General features: G+C 64.7%; 26 protein-coding genes. 13 read left to right on the forward strand and 13 right to left on the reverse strand.

Annotated features, from left to right (window positions below; genetic code table 11):
• Positions 1-261: 261 nt before the first annotated feature.
• The 9 genes from HAP41_RS45935 to HAP41_RS45975 all read right to left on the reverse strand — a co-directional run bounded on the left by HAP41_RS45935 (position 262) and on the right by HAP41_RS45975 (position 9,299).
• Complete coding sequence (locus HAP41_RS45935) at positions 262-2,133, reverse strand: bifunctional sugar phosphate isomerase/epimerase/4-hydroxyphenylpyruvate dioxygenase family protein (RefSeq protein WP_166070110.1); 1,872 nt, start codon at positions 2,131-2,133, stop codon at positions 262-264.
• Positions 2,130-2,867: an ABC transporter ATP-binding protein gene (locus HAP41_RS45940; RefSeq protein WP_166070028.1), complete on the reverse strand. Its 738-nt coding sequence runs from the start codon at positions 2,865-2,867 to the stop codon at positions 2,130-2,132. Before HAP41_RS45940 ends, HAP41_RS45935 begins: the two co-directional genes overlap by 4 nt.
• Before the next feature lie 9 nt (positions 2,868-2,876).
• A complete protein-coding gene (locus HAP41_RS45945) occupies positions 2,877-3,620 on the reverse strand; it encodes an ABC transporter ATP-binding protein (RefSeq protein WP_166069992.1) in 744 nt (247 codons plus the stop codon).
• Positions 3,617-4,615, reverse strand: coding sequence for a branched-chain amino acid ABC transporter permease (locus tag HAP41_RS45950; RefSeq protein WP_166069982.1), 999 nt, complete (start codon positions 4,613-4,615; stop codon positions 3,617-3,619). Before HAP41_RS45950 ends, HAP41_RS45945 begins: the two co-directional genes overlap by 4 nt.
• Complete coding sequence (locus HAP41_RS45955) at positions 4,612-5,487, reverse strand: branched-chain amino acid ABC transporter permease (protein WP_063979909.1); 876 nt, start codon at positions 5,485-5,487, stop codon at positions 4,612-4,614. Before HAP41_RS45955 ends, HAP41_RS45950 begins: the two co-directional genes overlap by 4 nt.
• Positions 5,488-5,718: 231 nt before the next feature.
• The gene (locus HAP41_RS45960; RefSeq protein WP_166069916.1) at positions 5,719-6,849 is read right to left on the reverse strand and encodes an ABC transporter substrate-binding protein; all 1,131 of its coding nucleotides are present in this window, start codon (positions 6,847-6,849) and stop codon (positions 5,719-5,721) included.
• A gap of 58 nt (positions 6,850-6,907) precedes the next feature.
• Positions 6,908-7,786, reverse strand: a complete 879-nt coding sequence (locus HAP41_RS45965) for a shikimate dehydrogenase (RefSeq protein ID WP_166069876.1) — start codon at positions 7,784-7,786, stop codon at positions 6,908-6,910.
• A gap of 144 nt (positions 7,787-7,930) precedes the next feature.
• Positions 7,931-8,869 (reverse strand): LysR family transcriptional regulator, encoded by a 939-nt coding sequence (locus tag HAP41_RS45970; RefSeq protein ID WP_166069789.1) that lies wholly within the window; start codon positions 8,867-8,869, stop codon positions 7,931-7,933.
• A gap of 253 nt (positions 8,870-9,122) precedes the next feature.
• Positions 9,123-9,299 carry a hypothetical protein gene (locus tag HAP41_RS45975; RefSeq protein ID WP_014491261.1) on the reverse strand — a complete coding sequence of 59 codons (177 nt, stop codon included), beginning with the start codon at positions 9,297-9,299 and terminating at the stop codon, positions 9,123-9,125.
• A gap of 165 nt (positions 9,300-9,464) precedes the next feature.
• On the opposite strand from HAP41_RS45975, the gene HAP41_RS45980 reads away from it, so the two are divergent.
• From HAP41_RS45980 to HAP41_RS46020, 9 genes are all read left to right on the forward strand, one after another.
• Complete coding sequence (locus HAP41_RS45980; protein ID WP_063979905.1) at positions 9,465-10,202, forward strand: helix-turn-helix transcriptional regulator; 738 nt, start codon at positions 9,465-9,467, stop codon at positions 10,200-10,202.
• Positions 10,203-10,285: 83 nt separating this feature from the next.
• A complete protein-coding gene (locus tag HAP41_RS45985) occupies positions 10,286-10,945 on the forward strand; it encodes an acyl-homoserine-lactone synthase (protein WP_166069757.1) in 660 nt (219 codons plus the stop codon).
• Between the two features lies 1 nt (position 10,946).
• Positions 10,947-11,165: a hypothetical protein gene (locus tag HAP41_RS45990; RefSeq protein ID WP_008540920.1), complete on the forward strand. Its 219-nt coding sequence runs from the start codon at positions 10,947-10,949 to the stop codon at positions 11,163-11,165.
• Between the two features lie 296 nt (positions 11,166-11,461).
• A complete protein-coding gene (locus HAP41_RS45995; protein ID WP_166069752.1) occupies positions 11,462-12,379 on the forward strand; it encodes a branched-chain amino acid ABC transporter permease in 918 nt (305 codons plus the stop codon).
• Positions 12,376-13,320 (forward strand): branched-chain amino acid ABC transporter permease, encoded by a 945-nt coding sequence (locus tag HAP41_RS46000; RefSeq protein WP_166069743.1) that lies wholly within the window; start codon positions 12,376-12,378, stop codon positions 13,318-13,320. The genes HAP41_RS45995 and HAP41_RS46000 overlap by 4 nt, the downstream gene beginning before the upstream one ends.
• Positions 13,313-14,080: an ABC transporter ATP-binding protein gene (locus HAP41_RS46005; RefSeq protein ID WP_063979902.1), complete on the forward strand. Its 768-nt coding sequence runs from the start codon at positions 13,313-13,315 to the stop codon at positions 14,078-14,080. The genes HAP41_RS46000 and HAP41_RS46005 overlap by 8 nt, the downstream gene beginning before the upstream one ends.
• The gene (locus HAP41_RS46010) at positions 14,073-14,801 is read left to right on the forward strand and encodes an ABC transporter ATP-binding protein (protein WP_166069714.1); all 729 of its coding nucleotides are present in this window, start codon (positions 14,073-14,075) and stop codon (positions 14,799-14,801) included. The genes HAP41_RS46005 and HAP41_RS46010 overlap by 8 nt, the downstream gene beginning before the upstream one ends.
• Before the next feature lie 260 nt (positions 14,802-15,061).
• Positions 15,062-15,835 (forward strand): helix-turn-helix transcriptional regulator, encoded by a 774-nt coding sequence (locus HAP41_RS46015; protein WP_224580559.1) that lies wholly within the window; start codon positions 15,062-15,064, stop codon positions 15,833-15,835.
• Positions 15,836-15,945: 110 nt separating this feature from the next.
• Positions 15,946-18,237 (forward strand): TonB-dependent siderophore receptor, encoded by a 2,292-nt coding sequence (locus HAP41_RS46020; protein WP_166069637.1) that lies wholly within the window; start codon positions 15,946-15,948, stop codon positions 18,235-18,237.
• Positions 18,238-18,549: 312 nt separating this feature from the next.
• Here HAP41_RS46020 and HAP41_RS46025 read toward each other — a convergent pair whose 3' ends face one another.
• Both HAP41_RS46025 and HAP41_RS46030 read right to left on the reverse strand, forming a co-directional pair.
• Positions 18,550-19,986: a glutamine synthetase family protein gene (locus HAP41_RS46025; protein ID WP_085399247.1), complete on the reverse strand. Its 1,437-nt coding sequence runs from the start codon at positions 19,984-19,986 to the stop codon at positions 18,550-18,552.
• A 163-nt stretch (positions 19,987-20,149) separates the two neighbouring features.
• On the reverse strand, positions 20,150-21,508 hold the full coding sequence (locus HAP41_RS46030) for an aromatic ring-hydroxylating dioxygenase subunit alpha (RefSeq protein WP_166069619.1): 1,359 nt from the start codon (positions 21,506-21,508) through the stop codon (positions 20,150-20,152).
• A 111-nt stretch (positions 21,509-21,619) separates the two neighbouring features.
• Here HAP41_RS46030 and HAP41_RS46035 point away from each other — a divergent pair, with 111 nt between their 5' ends.
• The 4 genes from HAP41_RS46035 (at position 21,620) to HAP41_RS46050 (ending at position 24,824) form a co-directional block, all read left to right on the forward strand.
• Positions 21,620-22,405 (forward strand): IclR family transcriptional regulator domain-containing protein, encoded by a 786-nt coding sequence (locus HAP41_RS46035; RefSeq protein WP_166069564.1) that lies wholly within the window; start codon positions 21,620-21,622, stop codon positions 22,403-22,405.
• Between the two features lie 68 nt (positions 22,406-22,473).
• The gene (locus HAP41_RS46040; protein ID WP_014491274.1) at positions 22,474-22,806 is read left to right on the forward strand and encodes a PRC-barrel domain-containing protein; all 333 of its coding nucleotides are present in this window, start codon (positions 22,474-22,476) and stop codon (positions 22,804-22,806) included.
• An 85-nt stretch (positions 22,807-22,891) separates the two neighbouring features.
• Positions 22,892-24,613, forward strand: coding sequence for a YbaL family putative K(+) efflux transporter (gene ybaL, locus HAP41_RS46045; RefSeq protein WP_166069534.1), 1,722 nt, complete (start codon positions 22,892-22,894; stop codon positions 24,611-24,613).
• Positions 24,564-24,824: a hypothetical protein gene (locus tag HAP41_RS46050; protein WP_166069518.1), complete on the forward strand. Its 261-nt coding sequence runs from the start codon at positions 24,564-24,566 to the stop codon at positions 24,822-24,824. Before ybaL ends, HAP41_RS46050 begins: the two co-directional genes overlap by 50 nt.
• 64 nt (positions 24,825-24,888) lie before the next feature.
• Here the strand turns inward: HAP41_RS46050 and HAP41_RS46055 are convergent, their stop codons facing one another.
• Positions 24,889-25,284 (reverse strand): group II truncated hemoglobin, encoded by a 396-nt coding sequence (locus HAP41_RS46055; RefSeq protein ID WP_166069499.1) that lies wholly within the window; start codon positions 25,282-25,284, stop codon positions 24,889-24,891.
• Between the two features lie 269 nt (positions 25,285-25,553).
• On the reverse strand, positions 25,554-26,462 hold the full coding sequence (locus HAP41_RS46060; protein WP_028148043.1) for a helix-turn-helix transcriptional regulator: 909 nt from the start codon (positions 26,460-26,462) through the stop codon (positions 25,554-25,556).
• Positions 26,463-26,531 lie beyond the last annotated feature (69 nt).

The following is a 26,531-nucleotide window of genomic DNA, read 5'->3' on the forward strand; positions in this document are numbered from 1 at the left end:
TGCGGGGAGAGGGTGAGGGGGAGTCTCCGCGGGGACGGAGGTCGTTGTACTCCTCGATAGTCCCCACATCGTCATTGCGAGCGCAGCGAAGCAATCCAGACTGTCTCCGCGGAGGGACTCTGGATTGCTTCGCTGCGCTCGCAATGACGTGTTGAGAGAACGTTGCTCCTGGGGACATATCTCTCGCGGAGAGTCCCCCCTCACCCGGAATTTGCTGCCGCAGATTCCGGCCTCTCCCCGCAGGCGGGGAGAGGCGAAGACCTACACCCGCGGCATGCTCGCAGGCCTTACCTCGCGGGCCTGCGCCGCGAGCCTGATCCCGGCATTGGCTGCGCCAAATCCCTGATAGTCCCTTCGCTCGACGATCTCGAAGAAGAAACGCTCGTCGAAGATGTGGGTGTAGACCTGGAAGAACTCGCCGTCGCCTTCGCGGTCGTAGAGGATGTGGTTGGCGCGCAGCTGCGCCATCAGGTCGGGCGCGAGGTCGTATTTGGCTTCGATGTCGTCGTAGTAGTTATCGGGGATATCCAGGAAATCCGCGCCACGCTTGCGCATCGCGGCGACCGTCGCAAAAATGTCCCGGCAGGAGAACGCGACGTGCTGCACGCCCGAGCCGAAGAACTCCGAGATGAAACGCGCCGGCAGGGTGCGGTTGGCGGATGAGCCGTTGAGCACGAAGCGCAGGCTCTGGTCGGCGTTGATGACCGCCTGACTCTGCACGAGGCCGCGGGGGTCGGCGATCTCCATCTGCGGCAGCCGCCTCAGGTCGAGGATGCCGGTGTAGAACAGCAGCCAGGACAGCATCTCGTCATAGGGCATCGACTGCGCGATGTGATCGACGGCGAGCAGGGCGTCGGCGTTCGCGTCACTTGCGACCGGCTCGAAATCGGTATCCCAGTTCTTGCCGGCCTGATCGAGGAAGTAGAGCAGGCTGCCGCCGACGCCATGGATTGCGGGAATCTCCAGCTCGCCCGGCCCGACCGGCTGGTAGAAGGTGCGCGTCTTCAGCGCTTCGGCGCGCCGCATGGCAAGACCGGCATTGTCGACGTCGAGCGCAATCGCGCAGACGCCGGGGCCGTGCGTGACGTAATGCGAATGCGCAAAGCCGTCGGTCTCGCAATTGATCACGAGCTCGACCTTGCCCTGCGACCAGCGCTCCACGGCCTTGCTGCGATGCTTGCCGGTCTTGCGGAAGCCGAGCTGCGCGAACAGGCGGGCGAGGTCGACCGCCTTGGTCTCGTTGACGGCAAACTCGATGAAGCCGGTGCCGTGGCTCCTGGCCTTCGGCGCCAGCGGCTCGCCGACAAGCTTCGGCCAATCCGGCGCGAGCTGGTCCTCCAGCAGGATCAGCGAACGCAGGCCGTCGACCGCGGTCTGAGCGGACGAGCCGGCGCGGAACTGGTCGTTGAAGATTTCGAGCGATAGCGGCCCGACATAGCCGGTCGCCGCGATGGCCTGCATGAATTCACCGACCGGGAGGTCGCCCTGGCCGGGGAAGGAGCGGAAGTGCCGGCTCCATGAGAGGATGTCGAGCTCGAGCTTCGGCGCGTCGGCGAGTTGTACAAGAAAGATCTTGTCGCCGGGGATCGAGGCCATGGCGCGTACCGGAAAGCCGGGCGCGAGCGCGTGAAAACTGTCGAGGATGACACCGATCGCGGGATGATCGGCGCGCCGCACGATCTCCCAGGCGTCGCGGTAGTCGTTGACATGGCGGCCCCAGGCCAGCGCTTCATAGCCGACGCGCAAGCCGCGCTCGGCCGCGCGCCCGCCGAGCTCACGAAAATCATCCGCGGCGCGATCGATGCCGCCGAGCGAGGCGGGCGAGACGTTGGAGCAGATCAGCAGGAGGTCGGTGCCGAGCTCCTGCATCAGGTCGAACTTGCGCTCGGCGCGGGCAAAGTTGCGTGTCCGCTGCGGCTCCGGCATGCCCTCGAAATCGCGGAACGGCTGGAATGCGCAAATCTCGAGATTGAGGTCCTTGCACAGCTGCGCCACCTCGCGCGGGCCCGAGCCGAACGACAGCAGATCGTTCTCGAAAATCTCGACCGAGTCGAACCCGGCTGATGCGATGGCGCGGAGCTTCTCGTCCAGGCTGCCTGAGAGCGAGACGGTCGCGATCGAACGCTTGTTCATGCTGCGTTGTCCTCCATGGCGCCGCCGAGAAAGAGCTGGCCGATACGCGGATCGTTCAGAATGCGCTTTGCGCCGTCGACCATGCGGGTCTGGCCGAGTTCGAGCACGATGCCGATGTCGGAAATCTCCAGCGCCGAGCGCGCGTTCTGCTCGATCATCAGGATGGTGACGCCGCGGTCGCGCAAGCCTTTCAGGATGTCGAAGGTCTGCTGCACCATCAGCGGCGACAGGCCAATTGAGGGCTCGTCGATCAGCACGAGCTTCGGCTCGAGCAGCAGCGAGCGCGCGATCTCGAGCTGCTTCTGCTCGCCGCCGGAGAGCGTGGAGGCCTGCTGCGCCGACTTGCGGCGCAACGCGGGAAACAGGTCGAGCGCGGCTTCGATCCGTGCGGGCAGGTCGATGCCCTTGCCGGCCGAGACCCCACCAAGCTCGATATTGTGGCGCACCGACAGTTCGGGAAAGATGTTGCGGCCCTGTGGCACGTAGCAGATGCCGGCATTGAGCAGCGCGCGCTGGCTCAGATTCGTGACGTCGCGGCCGGCAAAGCTGATCTTGCCTTCGCGCAGCTTCAACAGGCCGAAGATCGCCTTGAACACCGTCGACTTGCCGGCACCGTTGGGGCCGATGATGGTGGTGATGGTGGCCTGCGGCACGGCGAAGGTGGTGCCGTTCAGGATCGTCATCTTGCCGTAGCCGCCGACGAGATTGTTAACCGAGAGGATCGGGTCGCTCATGATGGCTTCCTAATGTCCGAGATAGGCTTCGATCACGGCGGGATTTTTCCGCACTTCGTCCGGCCGCCCCATCGCCAGCACCTTGCCCTCCGCCATCACCATCACGCGCGAGCACAGTGACATCACGAATTCCATGTTGTGCTCGATCACGACGAAGGTCGCGTTCTTCTCGCGGTTGATCGCGACCAGGCGGTCCTTCAGGTCCGACAGCATCGACGGGTTGACGCCGCCGGCGGGCTCGTCGAGCAGCACGAGGCGCGGGCCGCCCATGAAGGCCATCGCGGCATCGAGCAGTTTTTGCTGGCCATAGGAGAGTCCGCCGGCCGGCTCGTCGGTGAGATGGTCGAGCTTGAAGAAGCCGATCATCTGGTTGGCGGTCTCAGTCAACCCGGCATCGGAGCGGCCGACCAGGCGCGAGGCCATATTGCCCTGGTGCTCCTGTCCCGCGAGGATCAGGTTCTCGCGCACCGAGAGCTTTGGGAACACCTGCAAGAGCTGGAAGGTGCGGCTGACCCCGAGCTTGTTGAGCTCGGCGGGACGCAGGCCCGTGACCACCTTGCCGTCGAGCTTCACCTCGCCGCCTGATGGTGTGAGCTGGCCGAGGATGCAGTTGAACAGGGTCGACTTGCCGCAGCCGTTCGGGCCGATCAGGCCGAGGATCTCGCCTTCGCGGACGTCGAATGAGACGCCATCGACCGCGCTGATGCCGCCGAAATTCTTCTTGATGCCGGTGACTTCCAGGACCGCGCTCATTGCACCGTCTCCAGCCGGGACTTTGCCACGGCGCGCAGCGCGGAGGCCGCCTTGGTGCGGCGCTCGGCGAGGTAGCGGTCGAGAATTCCCAGAATGCCGGTCGGCGACCAGATCAACAGCAGCATCACCGCGACCGCGTAGAGCATCAGATAATACCCTTCCGTGAAGCGCAGCCATTCCGGCAACAGCACCGCGATCATCGCGCCGAGGAAGGGGCCGAAATAGAAGCCGGCACCGCCGACGATCACCATCATCAAGAGGTCGAGCGAGAGCGACAGGTTGAACGGCACGGGATCGATATATTGCGTCAGCGGCGCATAGAGCGCGCCGGCGACGCCGCCGAGCGCCGAGCCGATCGCGAACGCCATCAGCGTATAGCGCCTTGTGTCGACGCCGAGCGACTGCGCGCGCAGCGGATTTTCGCGCAATGCCATGAAGGCGCGGCCCCAGGGCGAGCGGATCAGCCACCACACCGCCAGCGACACGATCGCAAGCGAGCCGAGGCAGACATAGTAGAACGGTAGCGGCTTGTTGGTCGCGATGCCGAAGATGTGCGGCCTCGGAATGTTGGAGATGCCGTAGATGCCGCCGGTGAGCCAGCTTTCGTTGCGGAACACCAGGAAGGCGAGGGTGGAGAAGGCGAGCGTGACGAAGGCGAGGTAATGGTGCTGCACGCGCAGCGCCGGATAGCCGAGCACCCAGCCGACCGCGAAGCTCAAGGCAATCGCGACCACGATCGCCGCCGGCAGCGGCCAGCCATGGGTGGTCATGATCGCGGCCGCATAGGCGCCGATGCCGACGAAGGCGCCTTGCGCCAGCGAGACCTGGCCGGCATAGCCGAGCGTCAAATTGAGCCCCATCGCGGCGATGCTCATCACCGCCCATTGGCTCAGGATGAACAGGCCGTAGCGGTTGAAATTCATGGGGATGATGATCAGGCCGGCAATGACGATGAGGCCGAGCGCGATCTTCAACGGTTTGGCGAAGCCGCTCATACGGTGCGCTCCTCGGCGCGGCCGAGCAAGCCCTGCGGCCGGAACAGGATGACGGCGATCAGGAAGATCATCGGCACGGCGGCGCGGTACTGCGTCGAGACATAGGCGGCGGCGAGATTGTCGAGCACGCCGATCAGGAGGCCGCCGGCGATGGCGCCGCGCACCTGGTTGAAGCCGCCGACGATCGCGGCGATGAAGGCGGCCTGGCCGAGCACCTCGCCGGAGGAGAATTTTGCGAGATAGATCGGCGTGATCAAAAGCGACGCCAGTGCGACCAGGAAGGCGTTGATCAGGAACGTCAGCAGGATCATGCGCTCGACCGGCACGCCGATGATGCGCGCTACCGTCGGATTCTGCGCCGCCGCCTGCATCTGGTGACCGAGCGACGTGCGGTTGAGAAGGCTCGTCAGGCCGAAGACGGCAAGAATGGCGAGGACGAGGACGCCGATGCTTTGCAGCGATACGGCATGTCCGAGAATGGAGATATCACCGGTCGGCACGATCGAGGGGAAGGGCGAGGCCTCCGCGCTGAAGAACTGCTTCACGGCCTCCTTGATGCCGATCGCGAGCGCCATCGTCGCGATCGCCAGCGGCAGCACGCCATGGCGCATCATCGGATCGACCAGCAGCATCTTGAAGGCGAGGCCCAGCAGGAGCATCGAGAGCAGGATGCCGAGGATGATCGCGAGCCAGAACGGCGCGCCCGCATGCATCGCCGCCAGCATCAGGAACGCCGGCAGCATCACGAACTCGCCTTGCGCGAAGTTGATGGTTTGCGAGGTCTGCCACAGCAGCGTGAAGCCGACCGCGACCAGCGCATAGATCGCACCGGTGGCAAGGCCTGCGACCAGAAGATCGAACAGATTGGACATTTTCCCCTCTCGTGTCCCTCGCCCAGCTCTGTCGTCTCCCTCGCCCCGTTCTTACGGGGAGAGGGCGGGGTGAGGGGCTCTATCCGCGAGCCCATCTCTCACCGTCCTTGCAGAAGCACCCCTCACCCCAACCCTCTCCCCGCGAAGAGCGGGGCGAGGGAGAAGAGAGACCCCCGCATCCGCCTTCGCTGAAGCTTCGGCGGGACGGGCGCGGGGAGAGGCGAAAAAGCCTCACTTCACCTTGGGTAGCACCTGCTTCACCACCTGCTTGCCTTCGACTACTTCGACCAGAAAGCTCTGCCGGTCGATGTCGCCGGTCTCGCTGAGGGTGACGTCCATCAGAATGCCCGGCTCGTCCGCGGCCTTGATGGTCAGGCCGTGCAGCGTGTCGGCGAATGCCTTGCTGTCGACCTTGCCCATCTTCTCGGTGGTGGCCTTCACCATGTAGACGGCGAGATAGCCCTTCAGGCCGTTATGGTCGGGCACGTAATTGTACTTCTTGGAAAACTTGTCGCGGAACGCCTTGATCAGGTCGACCGGCGCGTCCGTGGTGAGGCCGACATGGCCACGCGCGCCGTTGGCGGCATCGCCGGCGAGCTCGATCACCTTCTGGCCGATCAGCGTAGTCTCGCCCATCAGGGGCGCGGTGACGCCCTGGCGCTTCAGCTCTTTCAGGATGCGCGCGCTCTCTTCTTCATTCAGGTAGACGAACACCGCATCGGGGTTGGCGGCCTTGATCTTGCCGACGTCGGCGGCGAAGTCGGCTTGTCCCGCTTCGGTCGAGAGATCGGCGACCACCTTGGAGCCAAGCCGGTCGAGTTCCTTCACGACGACGTCGCGACCGCCGCGGCCGAAGTCGTTGTTGACCCAGACCACCGCGACCGTCTTCGCCTTCATGTCGTCGTGGATGTATTTTGCGACCTTCGGCATCGACGATTGCTGGCCGAACGAGGTGCGGAACAGGAACTTGTTGCCGGCTTGCGTCAATTCGGCGGCTTCGCCGCCCATGATCTGAGCGATGCCGGCTTCGGCCGCGAGCGGCGCCGTCACCTTGACCGAGCCGGAATAGCCGGGCCCGAGCAGCACATAGGGCTCGGCGTCGAGCGCCTTCTGCACCTGGGCGCGGGCAACGCCGGGGTTGGACTGCGAATCGGCGTGTGTGACCTCCAACTTGCGGCCGAGCACGCCGCCCTTGGCGTTGATCTCTTCGATCGCGAGGTCGATGCCGTTCTTCCAGTTGGTGCCGACGGTGGCGCCGCCGCCCGAGAGCTCGGCGACGTCGGCGAGCTTGATCGCCTGCGCGTGGACGCTGGTTGCAGTCGCGAAGGCAAGCAATGCGCCTGCCACTAGGGTCAATTTCATGGTCACTCCTCCCATTTTTCGTTGATATTGTCCGCGGCCTTGTGTCCGGCCGCTTCGGTTACGCGGCGTGATAGGCCGCGCTTCGCGCCGCCATCACCTCGTCGAAAGCCTCTCCCATGACCTCGGTCGATGGGGCAAGGCCCGTGAACAGTTCGAAGGCATCGGCGGCCTGGTAGATCGCGAGTTCCCGCCCGGTCATGATCCGCGCGCCCTCGGCCTGTGCTGCTGCCAGCAGCGGCGTGATCAGCGGCGAATAGACGGCGTCCGCGACCCACATTTTCTCGTGCAGCAAGGTCGCCGGGACCGGCATGCCCCGGTTCGGCAGCATGCCGACCGGCGTGCCGTTGACGAGGCCGGTTGCGCCATCGAGCGCGTCCTCGACGCTTTTCGCCACCGTGGCGCCACCGTGCCTGGCAAGCAATGAAGCGAGCTTTTCGGCGCGCGCCGTCTCGCTGTCGAAAATGCGGAGGCCGGAGACCTTCAGGCTCGCCAGCGCAAAGGCGATTGCCTTGCCGACGCCGCCCGTTCCGATCACGGCGACTGCATTTCCGGACGGTGCCAACAGCGGCGCGACCGCGCGCGCAAACCCGGTCGTGTCGGTGTTGTGGCCGATCAGCCGGCCGTCCCTGACGACGACGGTGTTGACCGCGCCCATGGCGGCCGCGCCCGGCGCCAGCTCGTCGAGCAGCGGGACCACCGCTTCCTTGTAAGGGTAAGTCACGTTGACGCCGGCAAAGCCGAGCCGCCGCACGCCCTCGAGCATCATGCGGAGCCCGGCCGCATCGGCGCCGGCGACCTCGATGAGCTGGTAGTGACCGCGCAGGCCGAGCGCCTCGGCGGCCCGCTCATGCATGGCAGGGGAGGCGGAATGCGCGATCGGCGCCCCGATCAGGCCGGTGAGAAGCTTCTCGCTGGCGGCGTATCCGCGCTTGGACATGGTTGGCTATCGTCTCGTTGGGAGCGTTGGGTCCTGGCCATTAGCGGGGAAATCCGCACAATTCCAAGGGGGCTTCCAGTTGCGACGATAGCCTTTCCCGTGCCTAACACAATTACCCATTTATTGGGCAAACCTGACATAATGTTATTTCTTCCGCGCGCGTGCCGGGGCGGCGTTGCCCTCGCTGCGGGACGGCTCCACCGCGCGCATCTCGGCGCGCAGGGACTCGATGAAATACTCGACATGGAGCGACAGTGGCGCGCCGCGCTTCACCGCAATATAGGTCTCGAACCGCGTCGGCTCGGTGATCTTCAACAGCTCGATTCCCGGATAGCCGCCATGGGCCACCGTGAACTGGTCGATGATGGCGATGCCGAGCCCTGCCTTCACCAGCGCACACACCGTGGTGCCGAAGCGCGCGCGGATCGTGATGTTGTAGTCGAGCCGGTGGCGCGCAAAGATCCCGGCCATGATCCGGCCGTAGGGATCGTTGGGATCGATGCCGATCAGCGGATAGCGGGTGATCTCGGCCGCCGAGACCTGCTTGCGGCCGGCAAGCTCGTGACCCGGCGGCACGATGCAATAGAGCTCACCCGAGGCGAGCGGCATGAAGTCGAGCCCGGAATGCTCGAGCCGATAGCTCATCGCCACGCACTCGCCGCGGCCGAGCAGGAGGTAGTCGATGGCCTCCTCGAGCTTGAGGATGTTGATGTCGATGCCGAGATCCGGATAGCGGCGCCGGACGCGCTCGATCGCGCGCGGCACCATCACCTGGGAGATGCTCGGCACCGAGCCGATGCGCAATTCCGACAAACCGCCGCGGCCGATCTTGGAGATGAGCTCGGAGAGGTCGTCGACCTTCTTGTAGACGCCGTTGATCTGCTCAAAGATGTTCTCGGCTTCCGGCGTCGGGAAATAGCGCCCGTTCTGGCGCTGGAAGAAGCGGATGCCGAGCGTGCGCTCGGTGTATTTGACCAGCCGGCTGATCCCCGGCGCTGACACGTTGAGCAGCTTCGCCGCGCCGCCGATGGTACCCGTCACCATCACGGCACGGATCACTTCAATCTGGCGCAGCGTCATCATGTCGTGGGCATCCCAAAGAGGATCGTGGTGGCGATCATCTCACGAGAGCCGTGATGTCATCCAGCGGCAAGTGTGATGTGGGCGGAGCGGGCGGCGCTTCACCCTCCCCCTCCAGGGGAGGGTAAGAGCGCAGCTCGCTCACCGGCAACAATTGCTGATTAACTTCGCAGTCAGAATGTTTCGGCCAAAATCGGCACGTTCGAATGGAAGGGCGCCGCTCGCGCAGAACGTACGCCTCACCTGTAACCGCGTTCTAGCTCGCCGGGCTCTCGGGCGACGCGCTGCCGGGCCGCTCCGCGCGTTCGCGCTGCAGCACTTCGCGCGCGTACTCGATGATCTTCTGCTTGTTTGCCGTTTCGCGGACGGCGAAAAACACGCGGTTGAGTTCCAGGCCGAGCACGCTGTTGAGGGCGATGTCCTCGTCTTCCATCGTGATTTTCCCGCTTCAGACGCCATAGGTGTAACTTGACGTCACTTCCTCCACAAGTAGATTAAATCTCGGGTGCAGACGAGGGCCGGTAAACTACGGAAGCAGCGAATTGAGGCAGCTCCCAAATACGTGCTATACCTACGGCGAGGCTCAGGAAACGTACCGATGTCCGCCGTAGACGCCGTAGATTATGGCCGGGAAGCGCTCGACTTCATCGAAGGCCTGGGGACCTATCGCAAGGTACCGGACGCCATGAATGCGCTTGAGGCGGCGTTCGGTCGCTTCGGCTTCGAGACCATCATCGTGACGGGGTTGCCGAATCCCGATCAGCGGTTCGCGCAGATGGTGCTCGCCAAGCGCTGGCCGGCAGGATGGTTCAATCTCTACACCCAGAACAATTACGACCGCGTCGACCCCGTGGTGCGGCTGTGCCGGCAATCGGTCAATCCGTTCGAGTGGTCGGAAGCGCCCTATGATGCCGAGCTCGAGCCGAGCGCGGCCGAGGTGATGAACCGCGCCGGCGATTTTCGCATGTCGCGCGGCTTCATCGTGCCGATCCACGGGCTCACCGGCTACGAGGCGGCGGTGTCGCTCGGTGGCGTCCATCTTGACCTCAATCCCCGCAGCAAGCCGGCACTGCACCTGATGGCAATGTATGGCTTCGACCATATTCGCCGCCTGCTGGATCCGGCGCCGCATCTGTCGACGCGTCTCACCCCGCGCGAGCGCGAGGTGATCGCCTGGGCCTCGCAGGGCAAGTCGGCCTGGGAGATCGGTGAGATCCTGCACATCACGCAGCGCACTGCAGAAGAGCATCTTGCAACCGCCGCGCGCAAGCTCGGTGCCGTCAACCGTACGCATGCGGTTGCACTGGCGATTCGCAACAAGCTCATCAATCCCTAAGCGACGTACTGGGAAATTTCCCAATATCGAACCTGCCTCTTTTCGCAGAGGCTGCCCCTCATTCCGGCTGAATGGGGGTTTTCATGATTCACGCAATTTCTTCGGTCAATCGCCACCTTTACGAAGACGTACTCGAGCAGCACTTCCGACTACGCCACGACATCTTCGTCGAGGAGCGGCACTGGGAGACGCTGCGCCGGCCTGATTGCCGCGAGGTCGATTCCTACGACGACGAGGACACTGTCTATCTGCTTGCGCTGGAAGGCCGGCGCGTCGTCGGCGGTCACCGGCTCTACCCCGCCACCAAACCCTCGATGATGAGCGAGGTCTTCCCGCATCTGGCATCGGTTCGCGGCTGCCCTGCGAATCCGCTGGTCTGGGAATGGTCGCGCTACTTCGTCGTGCGCGATCGCCGCGACGGCACTCTCAACCTGCAACTGATGGCGGCGGTGCAGGAATTCTGCCTCGATCAGGGAATCGCGCAGGTCAGCGCGATCATGGAGACCTGGTGGCTGCCGCGCTTCCATGAGGCCGGCTTCGTCGTGACGCCGCTTGGTCTGCCCGAGCTGGTGGAGAACGCCTGGACCATGGCGGCGACCATCGACATTCGCCGCGAGACCCTCGATGCCCTGCATGATCGCATCGGCATGGATTCGATCGTACAACAGGACGGCCCGCGTCTGGACGCCGTCGCCCGTGCCAACCTCTGCGGCCTTGCTGCCGCGCAACGAAAGAGCGCCTGAAATGTCGAACATGATGCGGGACAGCCAGATCATGGCGCAGACCAAGGACGAGAATCTCGGCTACATGTCCGACATGGCGCTCGAGCTGGCGCAGATGGCGGAAGACACCGGATTGGCAACGCTCGCCTATCTGTTCCGGATGGCGGCGCTGGAAGCCTCGACGGCCAACAGCGTGCTGGCCGAGCCGGATGATCTTCCCCGGCAGATGACGTCGCACTAGACGCCTTCTCCTACTTCCGTCGACCTTCGCGCCCTCTCCCAGGCATGCCTGGGGGAGGGCGATCGTTTGGGTGCGGCAGGTTGACCCATCCTGTGCGGCAGCCTTCTTGCAGGGCCAATTTCGATCGCATGCACCGGCATGCAACAAAGTGCATGTCTGGTGTTGAATCGCTCTTGCCTCGGAACGATACTGCCATTACCCATTTTTCCGCCTTGAAGAGGCAGGGGGAGCTCTTTCACTGATGGCGACCGTGTTCGAACATCGGCGCGACACCGCGTGCGCCTGAAAGAGTTTTGATGCTGCTCGTCGTCGAACAGTTCTTGAACGGATTGCAGTTCGGCCTGCTCCTGTTCCTGCTCGCCGCCGGCCTGACGCTGGTGCTCGGGATCATGGATCTCGTCAACCTCGCGCACGGCTCGCTCTACATGATGGGCGCCTATTTCGCCGCGACCTTTGCGGCCTGGACCGGCAGCTTCCTGCTCGGTGCGCTGATGGCGTTAGGGGCGACTTTGGTGCTCGGCATCGTGCTGGAGATGTCGGCGCTGCGGCATCTCTACGGGCGCGATCATCTCGACCACGTGCTCGCGACCTTCGGCCTGATCCTGTTCTTCAATGAAGCGGTGCGGCTGATCTGGGGTCCGGCCGGGCTTGCGCTGCCGCTGCCGGCCTGGCTCACGGTGCCGGTGCCGATCCTGCCCGGCATCCACTATCCCGCCTATCGTCTCGCCATCATCGTGGTGGCGCTGCTGGTCGCGCTGCTGCTCTATCTCGGCGTGATGCGCACCCGCATCGGCATGCTGATCCGCGCCGGTGCCTCCAACCGCGAGATGATCGGCGCGCTCGGTATCAACATCAAGCTGCTCTACACGCTGGTGTTCGGCCTGGGCGCCGCGCTCGCCGGCCTCGCCGGCCTGATGCAGGCGCCGATCCTCACCGTGCAGATCGGCATGGGCGAGAACATCCTGATCCTCGCCTTCGTCATCATCGTGATCGGCGGCATCGGCTCGATCCGTGGCGCGTTCCTCGCCGCGATCTTCGTCGGCATGATCGACACGCTCGGCCGCGCCTTCCTGCCCAACCTGTTGCGGCAGGTGCTGAGCGGCGCCGCCGCCTCCACCGCCGCGCCCGCACTGTCGTCCATGCTGATCTATCTGCTGATGGCGATCGTGCTGGTGGTGCGGCCGGAGGGGCTGTTTCCGGCCAACCGTCGATGAAGGCTTTCACTGTGCGCAAGGCCGTCACGGCCCTGATGCTAGCGGGCCTCGTGCTGCTGCCGCTCTATTCGCAGCTGTCCGGCAACATCTTCATCCTGACGCTGTTTACCCGCATCGTCATCCTGGCGCTGGCGGCCGCGAGCCTCAACCTCATCATGGGTTTTGGCGGTATGATGAGCTTCGGCCACGCCGCCTATCTCGGCATCGGCGGCTACGCGGTCGGCATGCTCGCGCAGGAAGGCGTCGGCTCCGGCTTCATCCAGTTCTCGGTCGCGCTCGCAGCTTCCGCGATCTATGCGCTGGTGATCGGCGCGCTCTCGCTGCGTACGCGTGGCGTCTACTTCATCATGATCACGCTGGCGTTTGCGCAGATGGCCTATTACGTCGCCTCGGGCCTCGCGCGTTACGGCGGCGATGACGGTCTCACCGTCTACAAGCGCAGCGACTTCTCCGGCCTGATCAACCTGTCGAACCGCACGCAGTTCTATTATCTCTGCCTCGCCTGCCTGTTCGCCGTGATCGTCCTGATCTGGCGCATCACCAATTCGCGCTTCGGCCTCGTCTTGCAGGGCCTGCGCTCCAACGAGCAGCGGATGCAGGCGATCGGCTTTCCGGCAAAACGCTACCAGCTCGTCTGCTTCGTCATCTCCGGTATGATGTGCGGCCTTGCCGGCGCACTGCTCGCCAACAACACCGATTTCATCAGCCCGGCCGTGATGTACTGGACCCGCTCCGGCGACCTCATGGTGATGGTGATCCTGGGGGGCATGGGCACGCTGTTCGGCCCGGTGATGGGCGCGGTGGTGTTTTTGCTGCTGGAAGAATTCCTGTCGCAGATCACCGAATACTGGGCGCTGATCATGGGCCCGCTCTTGCTGCTGATCGTGCTGTTCGGCCGCGGCGGCATCATGGGCCTGCTCGGGAGGCTCAATCGTGGCTGAACCGCTGCTCCGCGTCGAAAAACTGGTGCGCCGCTTCGGCGGCATCGTTGCGACGGACAACGTCTCGCTCGACGTAGCTAGCGGCGAGCTGCACGCTATCATCGGCCCGAACGGTGCCGGCAAGACCACGCTGATTAGTCAGCTCACAGGGCACCTCGAACCGCATTCCGGCAGCGTCTCGCTCGGCGGTCGCGACATCACCTATCTGCCGGCCTATCGCCGCTGCGCGCTGGGGCTCGCCCGTTCGTTCCAGATCACCTCGCTGCTGCTCGACTTCACCGCCGCCGACAATGTCGCGCTGGCGGCGCAGGCGCATGCCGGCCACTCGTTCCGCTTCTTCGCCAATGCGCGCAAGGAGAAGGGCCTGCGCGATGCCGCCCATGCCGCGCTCGACCGCGTCGGGCTCGGCCATCGCGCCGATGTCCTGGTGTCCAGGCTCAGCCATGGCGAGCGCCGCCAGATCGAGCTCGCGGTCGCGCTCGCGAGCAAGCCGAAGCTGCTGCTGCTGGACGAGCCGATGGCGGGTCTTGGCGTCACCGAATCCCAGCGCATGGTGCAACTGCTTCAGGAGCTGCGGAAGGAAGTCTCGATCGTGCTGGTCGAGCACGATATGCCGGCGGTGTTCGCGCTCGCCGACCGCATCTCGGTGCTGGTCTATGGCCGCGTCATCGCCTCGGGCGATCCAGCCGCGATCCGCGCCAACGAGGACGTCAAGCGCGCCTATCTCGGCGACCAGCACGTGGTGACGCACCATGTCTGAAAAGGCGACGGCTGACACGCTGCTCGACGTCGACGGCATCGAGACCTGCTACGGCCTCTCCCAGGTGCTGTTCGGCCTGTCGCTGTCGATCAAGCCGGGCGAGATGGTCTCGCTGATGGGCCGCAACGGCATGGGCAAGACCACCACCATCCGCTCCATCATGGGCCTGACACCGGCGCGCGCCGGAACGATCCGCTTCGCCGGCGCAGAAGTGCGGCAGCTTCCATCCTACAGAATTGCAAAACTCGGCGTCGGCCTCGTCCCCGAGGGACGCCAGATCTTCCCGAACCTCACCGTGCGCGAAAATCTCGTCGCGGCCGCCGCCGATCGCTTCGCTAGCCCCAATCCCTGGACGCTGGCCGCGATCTACGTGATGTTCCCCCGCCTTGCCGAGCGTGCCTCCAACATGGGCAACCAGCTCTCCGGCGGCGAGCAGCAGATGCTCGCGATCGGCCGCGCGCTGATGACGAATCCGAAGCTGCTGATCCTGGACGAAGCGACCGAGGGTCTTGCGCCGCTGATCCGCGAAGAAATCTGGAACTGCCTGTCGCTGCTGAAGCGCCGGGGACAGTCGATCCTGGTCGTCGACAAGAACGTCGACCACCTCGCCCGCATCTGCGACCGGCACTACATCATCGAGCGCGGCAAGACGGTGTGGAGCGGCACGTCCGTCGAGCTGATGGCGGAGCCGGATCTGCAGCATAAATATCTGGGCATCTGACGCGCTCCTGGATCTGGTTGCCGTATCGTCCGTGCAGATCGCCTCGCGCGCAGAACCTCGTCGAGGACGTCAGTTTCGAAGCTCTCCAAACTGCGCGCAGAGGTCTTGAGTGCGCCGCCGCCAGCCGCCAATGTCGCGGCCTAGCGGATTCGATGCAGGACTTTTACAATCAAATTGCCGGACGGCCTGACGACGACATCATCGGCTCCGCACAGCGAGGCGCTTCGACAGCGCCTCAGTGGCTGGATTTCCCGGGCTGTGTGTTCATCAGAGGTGAGTTTCGCGCCGATCCCGATCGGCCGGCGATCGCAGGGCCGGGCTTGTTCATCTCCGTTGCGCTCGATGAAGGCGCAGGCCGCGGCATTCTGACGCGCACAACCGGTGCAGGGCAGATGACGGCGATTGCCGTGCGCGAATCCGTCGCCCTAGGAGGCTCGGTTCGCTGCGGCGAACGTCCTGCGATCGGCCTGGCGCTTCCCCAAGCCTCCATCGACGGGCTCGGACTCGGCGACGAGGTTCGGGCGCTGTTCAAGACCGACGCGTTGGGCACGGCCATCGTCTCTCTCCCGGCGTCTCCGCGCGTGCAGGCCCTCGCGGCAGAAATGTTCTCGCCACCGGTGGCCGGAAACGCGACGCAATTGCTGCTGTCGGCGCACGCCGCCGAGATCGTGGTCCACGCCTTGTTCGGCGAGCGCGGGATCGCGCTCGATCCTGCAGCCGACCTCCAGCGGGAGCGGTTGCAATCGGTCAAGGCGCGCATGGATGCCGATCTCGCTTATCCCTGGAGCATCGACGAACTGGCGCGGAATGCGGGGCTGAGCCGCCGGTCCTTCAATCAGAAATTCCAGATGGCGTATGGCGAGAGCGCGATCGACTATTTGCGGGCCCGCCGACTCGATGCCGCACGTGACCTTCTGATTCATCAACGGTTGTCGGTCACCGAGGCGGCCTTTCGGGTCGGCTATGCCCATCCGGCCAATTTCGCGACGGCGTTCCGCAGGCACTTCGGCTATTCGCCGAGCCGCTGTCAGTGAACTTGAACGCCTCCACGTGCGATCAAAGGTGATTTGCGCGCGCGCAAAGGCGGTGTGCGCCTCGATCTGGTTACTCCCGGGTTGTTCGAACACGGAACTCGGGGAAGACAATGACGCGCAACGACGGGCGGACGCTCGGCTGGGAACGGATGGCGAGAACTGGTCTGGGAGCGGCCGGCCTGGGAATAGTCCTGCACGCAACGCCGTCGGTCGCACAGACCGCCGGGACCAATTCGACGTCGACGGCGACGACATTGCCTCCCGTCACGGTGGAGGCACCGATCCAGGCGCGTCCACGCACCCAGCCCGCGCAGCGAGCTTCGCAGTCGTCGCGCGGCCGCGTCGCGACGCAACGCAATGCCGGGCCCGCGCCAGCCAGAAATCCGGGCGTGCGCGAGGCCGGTGCCGGTCGCGCCAACGCGTCGAGCGAGAGCAGCTATGTTGCAGACAGCAGTTCGGCGGGTACCAAGACCAACACGCCGTTGCTCGAGACGCCGCAGTCGATCTCGGTCGTGACGCGCAAGGAACTCAACGACCGCGCCGTCCAGACGCTGACGGAGGCGGTTGGCTATGAACCCGGCGTCCGCATCGATGCTTCAGGCTACGATCCGCGTTTCGACGCGATCGCGATCCGCGGCTTCGACATCACCTATAACGGCGTTTATCTCGACGGCTTGCGCCTCGTGGGAGCCGGTCTCAGCGTGTTCAAGACCGAGCCTTATGGGGTCGACAGCATCACTGTGGTCCGCGGGCCGAGCTCGGCACTCTACGGGCTCGGCTCGCCCGGCGGACTGATCGACCTGTCGAGCAAGCTGCCGACCAGCCAGCCGTTTCACGAAGTGCAGACGGTGTTCGGCGACCGCGATCGCGTTCAGGGCAATTTCGACCTGTCGGGCCCGGTCGATGCCAACGGTCAGTTTTCGTATCGGCTGACCGGCGTGATGCGCGACGCGAACGTGTTCGTGCCCGGCGGCAAGGATAACAGGACCTACATCGCGCCCGCCGTCACCTGGAAGCCGGATCAATCGACGACCCTGACGATTCTCGGGTCCTATCAGAAGTCGAAGACGCCCGGATCCATGTTCACCTACTCCACGGGCACCGGCACCGCCACGGACATCTTCACGGGCAGTCCGTCCTACAATTCGCTCGACCAGGAGCAGGGACGCGTGGGCTACCTGTTCGAGCACGCGTTCAACAACGACGTGACCGTCCGCCAGAAATTCCGTTACGTCGATGTCGACGCGGTCACCCGCTATGTGGGCTTTCTCGGCGCGCCGGTGGGCAATGTCGTCTCGCGCTACACCGGCTACGTCCACGACACGCTGCAATCGGCCATCATGGACAACCAAGTCGAGGCCAGGCTATCGACCGGGCCCGTGCAGCACACACTCCTGGTCGGCACCGACTACACCTCGTCGAAGTTCAACGACAAGCAGGGATTCGGCTTCGGCGTCTCCGATCTCAACCTGGCTGCGCCGGTCTACGCGCCGGAATCCATTCCCGATCCCGCGATCTCGTCCTCGACGGCCCAGCGGCAAACCCAATCCGGCGTGTATGTTCAGGACCAGGCTAGGCTCGATCACTCGATCCTGACATTGAGCGGCCGCAGCGACTGGGTCAGCACCACAGGTGAGGATCTGTTCGCGCTGACCCGGCAGACGCAGTCCGATCAGGCCTATAGCGGGCGAGCCGGGCTGACCTATGTGTTCGATTCCGGTGTTGCGCCTTACGTTGCCTATTCGACCTCATTCTTTCCCAATCTCGGTGTCGATCCGTCGGGCGCCTTCTTCAAGCCGACCACCGGCAAGCAGACCGAAGTCGGTGTGAAGTACCAGCCGCAGGGAACGAGGAGCTTCATTACCGCGGCGGTGTTCGATTTGACCCAGGACGGCGGCCTGGTCACGACGGGGACGGGCGTGACGGTCCAGCGTGGCGAGATTCAAAGCCGCGGCTTCGAATTGCAGGCGCTTGCCAGCCTGGGCGGTGGTTTCGACATCACCTCGTCGTACACCTATCTCGACATGGTGACCAAGCAGGCCGCTGACGACTCGCTGATTGGCAAGTTTCCCTCGGGCAATCCCCCGCATACCGCGACGCTGTGGGCGAACTACGCCCTGCCGCTGGCCGGACCGTTTGCAGGATTGAGCGTCGGTGGCGGCGCGCGTTACATGTCCTGGAGCTACGGCGATGATGCGAACACGTTCAAGAACAGCTCGGTAACCCTGATCGACGCGGCGCTGAAATATGATTTTGGCCAAGCGATGAAGGAGCTGAAGGGCCTCCAGTTCCAGGTCAATGCCAAGAACCTGTTCAACCTGCACTACACCACGTGCCAGGTCGGTTATTGCTACCGCGGCGCGCCGCTGACCGTCATCGCAACGCTCGGCTATCGCTGGTGAACCAGCTTGCGCCTGAGAAGCCCGGTTATCCGGTCAATATGTCTTACCCAAACCGCTGGCGCCGGCGACTAACGCGCCAGGTGGTGGGTACCGATTTCAACCAACGTGGTCCGGCAGGACAGGCGGTAGATCAGGCTGAACAATTGAACCCACATGATCGAACTCCACTGTTGATCACATGCAGGATATTAGGCCCCCAGTCTTTCCGGCCGTTTTCGAGGGACAGGGAAAATGGCTTCGTCGGCGAGCGCCGTGATGTCGTCGGAACAGACCGGACGAAGTCGCCTCACGCGGGCGTGAGACGTATCTCCGTCAAAACACCTCGAAATATTCGCGGTGCTCCCAGTCGGTCACCTCTGACAGGAAGCGGTCGATCTCGGCATTCTTGATGTGGGTGTAGTAGTCGACGAACTCAGGCCCGAACTTCTCGCGGAAGAACGGATCGTCCTTCAGCGCGGCGACCGCATCGCGCAAGCTCTTCGGCAACGGCGGCGCCTTGGTCTCGTAGGGCGTGTCGGCGGACGGGCCGGGGTCGAGCTTGCGGTCGACGCCGTCGAGGCCCGACAAAATTTGCGAGGCCATGTAGAGATAGGGATTGGCGGCGGGCTCGCCGATGCGGTTCTCCAGGCGCGTTGCGGCATCATTGGCGCCGCCGAGCACGCGGATCATCACGCCGCGATTGTCGCGGCCCCAGATCGCCCGGTCCGGCGCCAGCGAATAGGAGCGGTAGCGCTTGTAGCCGTTGATGGTCGGGGTGGTGAACACGGTCGAGGCGCGGGCATGGTCGAGCAGGCCGGCAAGGTACGCCCGGCCGAACGCGCTGAGCGGCTCGCTGCCGTCTTTCGCCATGAACTGATTTTCGCCAGACGCGCGCGAGACGATCGACTGGTGCAGGTGCCAGCCGCTCGCGAACACGTTCGGCAGTTTCGGCCGGCACATGAAGGTGGCGTGATAGCCGTGGCGGCGCGCGATCTGCTTCACGGCAGAGCGGAACAGCACCATGTTGTCGGCGGGCTCCAGCCCCTTCTTCGGTGCGAAGGTGAATTCGCACTGGCTCGGTCCGAACTCGACCTCGACCGAGCGCAAGGGCAGTCCGAGCGCGACGATATCGCGGCGAAGGATCTCCAGCACCGGCTCCATCTGATCGAAGCGCTGCTCGGTGAGGTATTGATAGCCGTGGCTGAGCAGGCTCACCGACGGCGGCGTCCCGGGCTGGCCGGCATCCTCGGGCCGCATATGCGCGTCGTCGAGCTTGAAGATGTGGAATTCAACCTCGAGGCCGGCGACGAAATCGTGGCCGCGGCCGCTGAGATCATCGAGCACCTTGCGGTAGAGGCCGCGGGTCGCGAATGGCACGGGACGGCCGTCGCCAAAATAGAGATCGCAGAGCACCCAGCCCGTCGCAGGCGCCCATGGCAGCACGCGGAACGTGGTTGGGTCGGCGACCATCAACACGTCGGCCGCGCCCTCCATCTCCTTCATGCCGAACCCGCCGCCTGACGTGAACACCGGAAACACCGTGCGGTGCGAGGTATCCTTGGCGAGCATGGTCGTGGTGATGGAGCAGCCGCTCTCCAGCGAGGCGATCGCCTCGGCGGCGATGATGGTCTTGCCGCGCAAAATGCCGTGCTGGTCCGGGAAGGCGAGGCGGATGACCTCGAGGTTCTTTTCCTCGACGATGCGGCGCAGGCGCGCTGCGGCGTCCCTCTGCTCATCCGACCACAGCGCATGACGCGCGACGAAAGTCACTCGGTTGCTCCTTCAGTCCGTGCTGTCATCGCCCGCGAAGGCGGGCGATCCAGTATTCCAGAGACGGCGACGTGTCCACGAGAGGCCGCGGCGTACTGGATGCCCCGCCTTCGCGGGGCATGACAGTGGAGTATGTGCCGCCTGCCGCTGATTGACGGCATTATCACTCCGCCGCCGTCAGCCGGTGCACGTTGTCGGCGATCTCCTTCGGCACCGGCGCGGCCCAAGGTGCGCCGCGGCGGCGCTTGACGTCGACCTCCATCCAGTAGAGCTCCCAACCCTGGGTCGGCCCGATGCCGTCCATGGTGGCCGGTCCCTGGATGCTGCGCGCCCTGCTCTCGTCCAGGAACAGCATCGGCTTTTCGCCGCCGCCGACCTTTTCGATCTCAGCCCGCAAAAGGCGGCGGTACTGCACGATCGCCTTGTCGCTCGAGCCGAGATGCTCCTTGGTGCGGTCCTGGATCGCGCCCATCGATTCCACCGCCCACTGGTCGTGGACGTTGATGTCGGTGCCCATGCCGGTATAGGTCGCGGTCGCCTGCTCGTGCGGATCGAAGCCGTAATCGTTGCCGCTGTTCTTGCGCGACTTGTAGTCGGGCAGCTCATAGAGCTCGAGCCGCTGATCGCGCATCTTCTGCTTGTCGACCGGGTTGGTGTAGCTGGTGAAGATCGCGTACCAGTAGCAGTTCTCGTCGTCGACCGGCACGTGCCACTGCGTGATCGTCATTTCCGTGCTCATGGGGATGACGAAGCCGTGCGGGAAGAGCTGGTTGGTGACGCGCACATGGGTGCGCTCCTCGTCGATCTCGCGCAGCGCGATCAGCCGCAGGCCATATTCGGTGTGCTCGACATTGATGATCGGACGGTCGTATTCGCGCAGGATCTTTGTCATCGGCAGGTCGCTGCCGGCGGAGGCGCCGCGGAACTGCTTGCCGTAAGCCGTCGACGTATCCTCGTCCTCGAAGAAGCGGTGCAGATAGGAGGCGTGCGCGGGATCGATGCCGACCTCGAGGGCCTGAAGCCAGTTGCAGGCCATGTGGCCCTTGAACGCAAAAGTGTGCGTGCCGGGCGCGACAAAGCAGTCGAGCTCCGGAAATGCCGGTGGTTCACCCCCGCCGAGATAAGCCCAGAGGATGCCGCTCCTCTCGACCACGGGATAGGAACGCTGGCGAATGTTCTGGCAGAGTTTTGAGTCCTTCGGCTCGGCCGGCGTCTCGATGCACTGGCCGGTGGCGTCGAACAGCCAGCCATGGAAGGCGCAGCGCAGGCCGCCATGTTCGAGACGTCCGAAGGCGAGGTCGGCGCCGCGATGGGCGCAGTGACGATCGATCAGACCGTAGCGTCCGCTCTCGTCGCGGAACAGCACCAGGTTCTCGCCGAGCAGTTTGACGGGACGGATCGGGCGCGCGCCCTCCAACTCGTCGACCAGCGCCGCCGGCTGCCAGTAGCTCCGCATCAGCTTGCCGCAAGGGTCCTTCGGACCGGTATGGGTGATCAGGTCGTTCTGCTCCTGGCTCATCATGGCGGGCGTCCTTTATCGGAGAGGCGTTTGTTCGCCTATTGAACGAATGGGCGAATTATGCCATGCCTTGTTCCCGCGGCAAGCAATATTTTGCAGGATGTTCCCGGACCTATGCCCAAGCTGAAGCGCAGCGAAAACGACGAGCGGGCGCCGGATTTCGTCGAGAGCCTCGATCGCGGCCTGCGCCTGCTGCAATGTTTCGGCGCGACCACCGGCCCGATGACGCTGAGCGATCTCGCCCGGGCCGCAGAGCTGCCGCGCGCCACTGCGCGGCGCATGCTGTTCACGCTTCAGCGCGGCGGCTTCGTCGCCGGCGACGGCAAGCTGTTCTCGCTGACGCCGCACGTGCTGACGCTCGCGGCTTCCTACCTGCGCTCCAGCCAGCTCGTCGCCGTGCTTCAGCCGGTGCTCGATCGCGTCGCCACAGCAGCGCAGGAAATCTCCTCGCTCGCGGTGCTCGACGGCGACGACGTCGTGTTTGTCGCACGCAGCAGCCCGGCGCGGATGTTCTCGGGTGGGCTCGAGATCGGCTACCGGCTGCCGGCGTTCTGCACCTCGGTCGGCCGCGCCATGCTCGGGCAGTTTGATGATGCAGCGCTTGCCGCACGCCTGAAGACAATGAAGCGCGAGATGTTGACGCCGCAGACGGTGACGGATCCCAGGGCGCTGCTGGCCAGCATCACAGCCGATCGCGACCAAGGCTATTCGCTGGTCGATCGCGAGGCAGAGCCGCATTTCCGCTCGATCTCGGTTCCGGTGCGCCGCTACGACGGCGTGATCGTCGCCGCCATCAACATGGGGGCCCATGTCGACCGCGTGCAGGCAGAGGAGCTGGTCGACCGGTTGCTCCCGCTGCTCCGCGAAGGCGCGGAATCCGTGCGGTCGCAGCTGTTATAGCAACGATCGTTGGCGCCGCCCGTCCGCGGGCCTATAATCTCGTCACGCAAGACAACAGGGAGGACGCCATGAAACACACCATGGTTCCCAGTGATCGCGTGGAGCACGTCTGCGTCTACGGGCGCGACGGCGCGAAGCTCGGCTCGATCGAGCGGCTGATGCTCGACAAGGTGACCGGCACGGTCGCCTACGCCGTGATCAGGACTGGCGGACTGCTCGGCACGCACCACCATTATCCTGTGCAGTGGGGCGCGCTGAAATACGATCCCGCGCGGCAGGCTTTCCGTGTCGAGGTGACGCAGGACGAACTCGCCAGCGGACCGTGCGAGTTCGACGGCGACGAATTCGACTGGGGCGATCGTTCGCGGCCCTACGCGCACCCAAATTATTGGTCGATCTGACGGCGCGATTGCGGCAGGCGTCGCGCGCTGAGCCGCCTCACTTGGTCGCGGTGCGCCGACGCGCTCGCTGTGTCAAAAGGCAAAAATGCCGCATGACACACCTCTCATCGCCACCATCGTCGTCGGACTTGGACTCGCCTTCGTACTTGGAACTATAGCGCAGCGGTTCCGCATTCCGCCGCTTGTCGGCTACCTGCTTGCCGGCGTTGCCGTCGGCCCGTTCACGCCAGGCTTCGTCGCCGACCAGGCACTTGCGACCGAGCTCGCCGAACTCGGCATTATCTTGCTGATGTTCGGCGTCGGCCTGCATTTTTCGCTCCAGGATCTGCTGAGCGTCCGGCACATCGCCGTTCCGGGCGCCGTCGTGCAGATTGCGGTCGCCACACTGATGGGGCTCGGCCTTTCATGGCTGATGGGGTGGAGCGTCGGTGCGGGACTCGTGTTCGGACTGGCGTTGTCGGTCGCGAGCACGGTGGTCCTGCTTCGCGCGCTGCAGGAGCGGCGCCTGATGGAGACCGATCGCGGCCGCATCGCGGTCGGCTGGCTCATCGTCGAGGACCTCGCGATGGTGCTGTTCCCGGCGATCGCAAGCCTTCAGGGCGGCGGCGACAAGCCAGCCTTCGAGCCGCTGGCCGCGCAGGCCGGCTTCGGGCTTGCCGGCATCGTGATGCTGACCCTGGCCAAGATCATTGTGTTCATCGGGCTGATGCTGGTGGTGGGGCGCCGGGTGATTCCCTGGATCCTGCACTACATCGCGCATACCGGCTCGCGCGAATTGTTCCGTCTGGGCGTGCTTGCGATCGCGCTGTGCATCGCGTTCGGGGCGACGAAGCTGTTCGACGTCTCGCTGGCGCTGGGCGCGTTCTTCGCCGGCATGATGCTGCGGGAATCGCCGCTCAGCGCGCGCGCCGCGCAGGAATCGCTGCCGCTGCGCGATGCCTTCGCGGTGCTGTTCTTCGTCTCGGTCGGCATGATGTTCGATCCGATGAGCGTGGTCCGCGAGCCCTGGCCGCTGCTGGCGACGCTGGCGATCATCATGCTCGGCAAATCACTCGCGGCGTTCCTGATCGTGGTGCTGTTTCGGCATCCGGTCGCGACCGCGCTGACGATCTCGGCGAGCCTGTCGCAGATCGGCGAGTTCTCCTTCATCCTGGCCGAGCTCGGCGTCGCCTCGCAGATCCTGCCCAGCGACGGTCGCGACCTGATCATGGCCGGCGCGATCCTCTCCATCATGCTCAACCCGCTGATGTTCGCGGCCGCCACCTGGCTCGCGCCGCGTCTCGACCCGCGCCGGGATTCACCGCAGGCCGAGGCAGCCGTGCCCGAACCGATCCGCACCACGGACCTGACCGACCATACGATCGTGATCGGCTATGGCCGCGTCGGCGCGCTCGTCGGCGATGCCCTGAAACAGCGGCAATTGCCGTTCCTTGTCGCCGAGGTCGGCGAGAGTGCACTGGCGAAGCTGAAGCAGGGCGGCATCGAGACCATCATGGGCAATGCCGCGCAGCCCGAAATTCTCGGCGCCACCAATCCGTCACGGGCGCGGCATCTCGTCATCGCGATCCCCGAGGCGTTCGAGGCAGGGCAGATCGTGCAGCAGGCGCGTGCGGCCAATCCGGATATCCGCATCATCGCGCGGGCGCATGCGGATGCCGAGGTCGATCATTTGAAGGGGCTGGGGGCGGATGTCGTCATCATGGGCGAGCGGGAGATCGCGCGCGGCATGATCGAGGAGCTGGAGAGGAGATATCCGGATGCTGCCCAGCAAGATCCCCGTGCGCTCGCGGTCGGTTCGATCGTTTGACCTGATCACGCCGCAGGGCCGGACCTACCGCTTCCCGCCGCCGACATTGTTGCAGCGGCTGTTGCGGTTGCTGTTCGCGCATGCGGAGACGGTGGCGATTTCGGCGGCGATCCTGGCGTTGATTTATGTGGCGGGCTTTGTGGCCGAGGCGCTGGATCGCTCGGTGTTTGACGCGTGCAATGACAGGGCTGGGGTGCGCAGGGTGGGTTAGCCTGCAGCTGCGCGAAGCGCAGTCCGCTGGAGTAGCCCACCGCGTCCCCGCCTCGCGTTCTGTGTCACTGCCGATTGCGCATCCAGTCGGCAAGGCCCGATATCGCCTTGTCGAGGTCCTGCCGCGCGGCGGCGTCCGTGACCGTCTCGTCCAGCGCGCCGCGCATGCAGAGTAGCCATGCATCGCGCTCGGCGTCGCCGATGGCAAAGCCCATGTGCCGCTGCCGCAGCCGCGGATGGCCCTTCTCGACGGAATAGAGTTTTGGGCCGCCGGTCCATTCGGTGAGGTAGCGCTTCAGCACGTTCCTGATCAGTCCGAGGTCATCCGCGTGCATCGCACGGATCATTTTCGCCTCCGGCAGCGTGTCCATGCGCTCGTAGAAGCGGTCGACCAGAAGGTCGATCGAGTTGCTGCCGCCGATCCGCTCGAACATGGAGATTGCGACGTCGCTGGAGGTCATCGTCAGTCCTGTCTGGTGCAAGGCTCTTCATATCGTCTCCCTTTGCGAAACGAAAAGGGGACGCATGGCGTAGCTGCGCGCTCAGCTCTGCTCCCTCCCCCCTTGCGGGGGAGGGCAGGGGAGAGGGGTCGCCCAGGAAATGGTATTGGTTGTCGCGACGAAGAAGAAGCGCGTTGCGCGATCGATGGAGTCCCCGTGTGGACCCCTCTCCCTAACCCTCCCCGCAAGGGGGGAGGGAACGCAGCGGAGGTCGGCGCGCGCGGATTGCCTTACAGCGCCACGCTGCGCAGGCCGAAACTCCGCGCTTCGTTCTGCAGCACCGGCCGCACCGCATCGATCAGCCTTGCAGCCGCCGCATCGACCGACAGCCCTGCCGTATCCACCACCGCCGTCGCGCGCGAATACAGCGGTTCGCGGCTCAGCAGGATGTTGCGCAACTCGGCCATCGCGGAGCGGTCGTCCGCCATCGGGCGCAGGTCGCCCTGGCGGCGCACGCGGGCCATGTGCTCCTCGGGCTCGGCCTTCAGCCAGATCGTGTAGAACGACGACAGGATCTGGTCGAAGGTCAACGGCTCCGACACGATGCCGCCGCCGGTCGCCAGCACCATCAGCTCGTTGCGCGCGAGCAGCTGTTGCAGCGCGGCCTGCTCCATGCGGCGAAAGCCTTCCTGGCCGTAGAGCGCGATGATCTCGGCGACCGAGAGCCCGTTCTGCTGCTCGACCTCCTTGTTGAGCTCGACGAAACTCCAGCCGACCTTCTTCGCCAGCATCCGCCCAAGCGTCGATTTGCCGGCGCCGCGCAGGCCGATCAGCGCGATGCCGCAGAAAGGTGCGCGCCGCGGCGCCGACGCGCTGCCGCCGGCGAGAACGTCCTTGGCCTGAGCGATTTGCGCCGGCGTCGCCTTGCGCAGGAGATCGCGAAACATCTGCCAGTCCGGCGTCGGGTCGGCCGAGGGAAGCAAATCTTCCAGATGCGCGCCCATCGCGTCCGAGACGCGGCGCAGCAGCACGATGGAGACGTTGCCCTTGCCGCTCTCGAGCTGCGCGATGTAGCGCTCCGAAATTCCTGATACCTTGGCGAGCACTTTTCGCGACATGCCGCGCAGCGCGCGCATGGTGCGCACGCGCTGGCCGAGCTGTTCGAGAAATCGGGATTCGGCGTCGGGACTGTCGGTCATGGACTGCAGATCATGGGCCTTCTTTAGCTGATGCCCTGCGGCGCGTTTTAATGAAACATAGTGCCTGCC

It is taken from the genome of Bradyrhizobium barranii subsp. apii (assembly GCF_011516635.5).
Classification (GTDB): domain Bacteria; phylum Pseudomonadota; class Alphaproteobacteria; order Rhizobiales; family Xanthobacteraceae; genus Bradyrhizobium; species Bradyrhizobium barranii.